A 3,235-nucleotide genomic window follows, 5' to 3' on the forward strand; every position below is an offset into this window, starting at 1 on the left:
ACGCAGCAGTAACTTCTGATTGAGACGTGAGTGCTATGCGAGAATTTTCGCCCTTCAGGAACAGGCACGAGCCTGCTCTTTGCTACTGACTGAGCGATGAACTGTCCGAACCCCGACATGATGTTTTGTCTGACAAATGACTACATCGGTGATGCTTAGAAGGGTTACTCCCAACCCCATCACACAGACAAAGACTCGGTAAGGCAGCCCCAAAATGCAGATTGCTCAGCCAGATAGAAACAGTGGCTCCAGAGTGCGCACCGGTAGGTAGCAGGGCTGATAGCCAAGTCCCCGTCCGAGCATCAAACAAGACTCCAGCACACTCGGCCTGATCAAGGACCGCAGGAGTTATCTGCAACTATTTCGTCCCCAATAATTGGCATTCAGCAATGCCATGGGGCGCATTTCACAGACACCGCCATCACAGATATACAGCCACAGCCCCCTACAAAGCCCCTCTTAGAGCAAGCTGGTAGGATCCCTCGAGAGCTAGCAGATCATCCTTGGGGAGCTCTCCCCAGTGCCTCCTCAGCTGGGATAGATCTTTTCGAGAGGCCTTGCCGACACTCCATCTCTGCCGACTCTTCTCCAGATCGAGCAAAGCAACTTCGACCTGCACTCCCCCCAAGGTATTGGTGAGGGTTTTGACAAAGATGTGCTTGGGATACAAGCAGCCATGCTGCCACCTACCCTTGTGCAACCGAGCCAGCTCTGTGCCAAGCGCCGCCATGAGGTGTTGGGCAACGTGAGTCTCACCCTGAACTCGATACCAGTCCTGAAGGCTAACGAAACCACGAAGCGCCTCTGTCACCAGTAGCGCTTGCCAATTTCCGTCACTGCGACGGGCTCCACAGTAAACAATGTTTGGTGTTCGAATACCGAGGCGAGCATATGCCAGGTACGCCTTTCGCTCACGCAGCACCGTAGGTAGTCCCATTGGGTGCTGAAGAGAACGATAGATGTGGCCGATCTGACGCTTGCAGTAGAGATCCGGCCGCTCATCGTTAAGAGAGCGCAAAATGCGCACTCCGCTCTCTCCTCCCCGCCGCTTATTGGCTGGCTCTACCCATTCCCCACCACTGTCCCACCAACGATCAAATGAGCGAAGGCCTTTGGCGCCCTTCTGCACCCGCCCTGCAGCACTGGTAATCGTATGCAGGCTCATAGCTTGGGAGCCTTACGCAAGACATATGTGCGCCACATGGCGTAGCCCGGCAAGAAGTCCAGGTGGCCAACGACCTGGAAACCTGCCTCTTTAAACTCACTTTCGATCACCGATCGAGGAACGATGAAGCGGTTTTGGTTCTGCGCTGGGCGACCTTTCAGAGCTCGTCTCGACTCAAGGCGCCGGCGCCTCCAGGCCTTGAAATTGCCGTCAACCCAGAGAGAGACGATGACGCTATCGCGACTAACTCTGGAGAACTCTCGTAGCATCGCAAGGCGATGCTCTGAAGACTCGATGTGATGCAGCAGTCGGATACAGAAGACGCAGTCCACTTCACTGTCATTGAGTTGAATATCAAAAGCGGAGGTTTGGAAGGTAGTGATCCGCCGGACAACATCCTTCGGCTGCCCCTGCCTAGCTATCTCAAGCATCTCAGCAGAGTTGTCAGCAGCAAGGATTACTCGATTAGGGTTCTCGCAGAGCAGCGGCCAGAAGCGGCCTGCGCCACTAGGCAGATCCAGAACTTGTGCGGGATCGCCCGCAAGCTTAAGTGCTTGTCGTGCAACCTCCACATCCCGCCAATGGGAAATTCGTCGAGCCAGACCATCCTGATGCTTAGCAAAGTATTGCTGAGCATGGTCGCGGTCGTACTTGCGGGAAAATTCGAGCTCGATAGGGTCTTGCTTGAGCATGAGATAGCGCTCCAGATGGTCTGGTTGACCACCCTAGAGATCCGGGCATCAAGCACTCGTTAAAAAAATGCGAAAAATTCGTCAACTGCGGAGCAACGGTTACTTAATATTTCAGCGTCGAGCAGTGTGGCAGTAACACTCAATTAAGCTTGATGTTTTTTTCACAATATCTTGACGACTGCTTAACAACAGAAAGAACAGACTGACTTCAAGGCTACACCCTGGAATCAGTCAATGCATCGCCCGCATACATCATTTTCATTACTAAATAATGAAAATTCACCCCTATTAGCTGCATGTCTAATTTTTTCAGCAGCGCTCATATCTGGCTGCCAAAACACTCAAGAACAGATGTTATACGAGGGCTACCCACCAACCTATGTTGATGGCTTCGATGCAGGCTGCAGCAGCGGTCGGCATGCTGGAGGAGGTCTAGAACCATTTCGAAAAGATGTACGGCAGTACATGAACGACTCGCTGTACAAAATGGGGTGGGAGGATGGGCTTAGCCAGTGCAAAGACGCACTTCAAGCAGAGGAAGACAGGATCGCCAACAAGCCTACCGACGAGGATAACGAGTGGCGTAGGCATGTAAAATCTCGAATGGGTGAGGCCTTCTCGAAGAAAAAGCAATTGGATTCCGAACACTAATTTACGTGATATCTACCCAACCGCTCTCCAAAAGAAAAGCCAGGCAATGCCTGGCCTTTCGCAATCGACGCGGCTGACTTACTGCAACCACCCGTCTACCTTTTCAGTTCCGTATTGCGCCCTCCAAGCCTTCAGCACTTTGCTGGCACCTTTGGTCTCAACCACTTCACCGGTTTCTGGATGCTTATAAACCTTGACCTGGCGTTTCCGGCGCTGCCCCTGCATTGCCGGAGCCAAGCGGCGACTTGCTTGTGGGTCGAGAAGAGAAATGACGCTTCCCAAATTAAAGCCGTATTCAGCCATGAGCTTGCGTAGCTTTTCTTCAAACTCAATTTCACGCTTCAAACCACCATCATTTTTAAGCACATCGAGCTGCTTAATCTGAGCGGCAAGCTGAGCCTCAAGAGCCTTGAATTCTGCAAGCTTAGACATAGACAAACCTTTATTAGGGTGTATTGGATTAAATCACTCTAACACGAGCCATCTGCAGCGAGGAAATTAACGACGAATAGGTCGACCAATGCACTAAATTTATGCCGTACGGCCTAGTGAAGCCTGATACCTCCCCACCCATTTCATGGCAAAGCACCCCACTCAAGCGCGTAGAAGCGGTGATATATAAAGAACCATGATCATCGATTGGCATGTGCTCTAGCTTGGCACGAAAACGCCTAATCGATGTAGATAATTGCTTTCTTATCTCCGTATTTCTTCTGCATTAAGGAAA

The 3,235-nt window shown here is 51.5% G+C and carries 4 protein-coding genes; 1 reads left to right on the forward strand and 3 read right to left on the reverse strand.

All coding sequences use genetic code 11. The annotated features are described in order from the left end of the window. Positions 1-445: 445 nt before the first annotated feature. Together PA6_RS22005 and PA6_RS23230 are read right to left on the reverse strand one after the other, a co-directional pair. Positions 446-1,165, reverse strand: coding sequence for a lipopolysaccharide kinase InaA family protein (locus PA6_RS22005; protein WP_021703170.1), 720 nt, complete (start codon positions 1,163-1,165; stop codon positions 446-448). After that, positions 1,162-1,857, reverse strand: coding sequence for a class I SAM-dependent methyltransferase (locus PA6_RS23230; protein ID WP_021703171.1), 696 nt, complete (start codon positions 1,855-1,857; stop codon positions 1,162-1,164). The genes PA6_RS22005 and PA6_RS23230 overlap by 4 nt, the downstream gene beginning before the upstream one ends. A gap of 234 nt (positions 1,858-2,091) precedes the next feature. Here PA6_RS23230 and PA6_RS23685 point away from each other — a divergent pair, with 234 nt between their 5' ends. Continuing rightward, on the forward strand, positions 2,092-2,508 hold the full coding sequence (locus tag PA6_RS23685; protein ID WP_228723522.1) for a hypothetical protein: 417 nt from the start codon (positions 2,092-2,094) through the stop codon (positions 2,506-2,508). A 78-nt stretch (positions 2,509-2,586) separates the two neighbouring features. On the opposite strand, the gene PA6_RS22020 is transcribed toward PA6_RS23685, so the two are convergent. Then, the gene (locus tag PA6_RS22020) at positions 2,587-2,940 is read right to left on the reverse strand and encodes a histone-like nucleoid-structuring protein, MvaT/MvaU family (RefSeq protein ID WP_021218895.1); all 354 of its coding nucleotides are present in this window, start codon (positions 2,938-2,940) and stop codon (positions 2,587-2,589) included. Positions 2,941-3,235: the final 295 nt, after the last annotated feature.

The organism is Aquipseudomonas alcaligenes NBRC 14159 (assembly GCF_000467105.1).
Classification (GTDB): Bacteria; Pseudomonadota; Gammaproteobacteria; order Pseudomonadales; family Pseudomonadaceae; genus Aquipseudomonas; species Aquipseudomonas alcaligenes.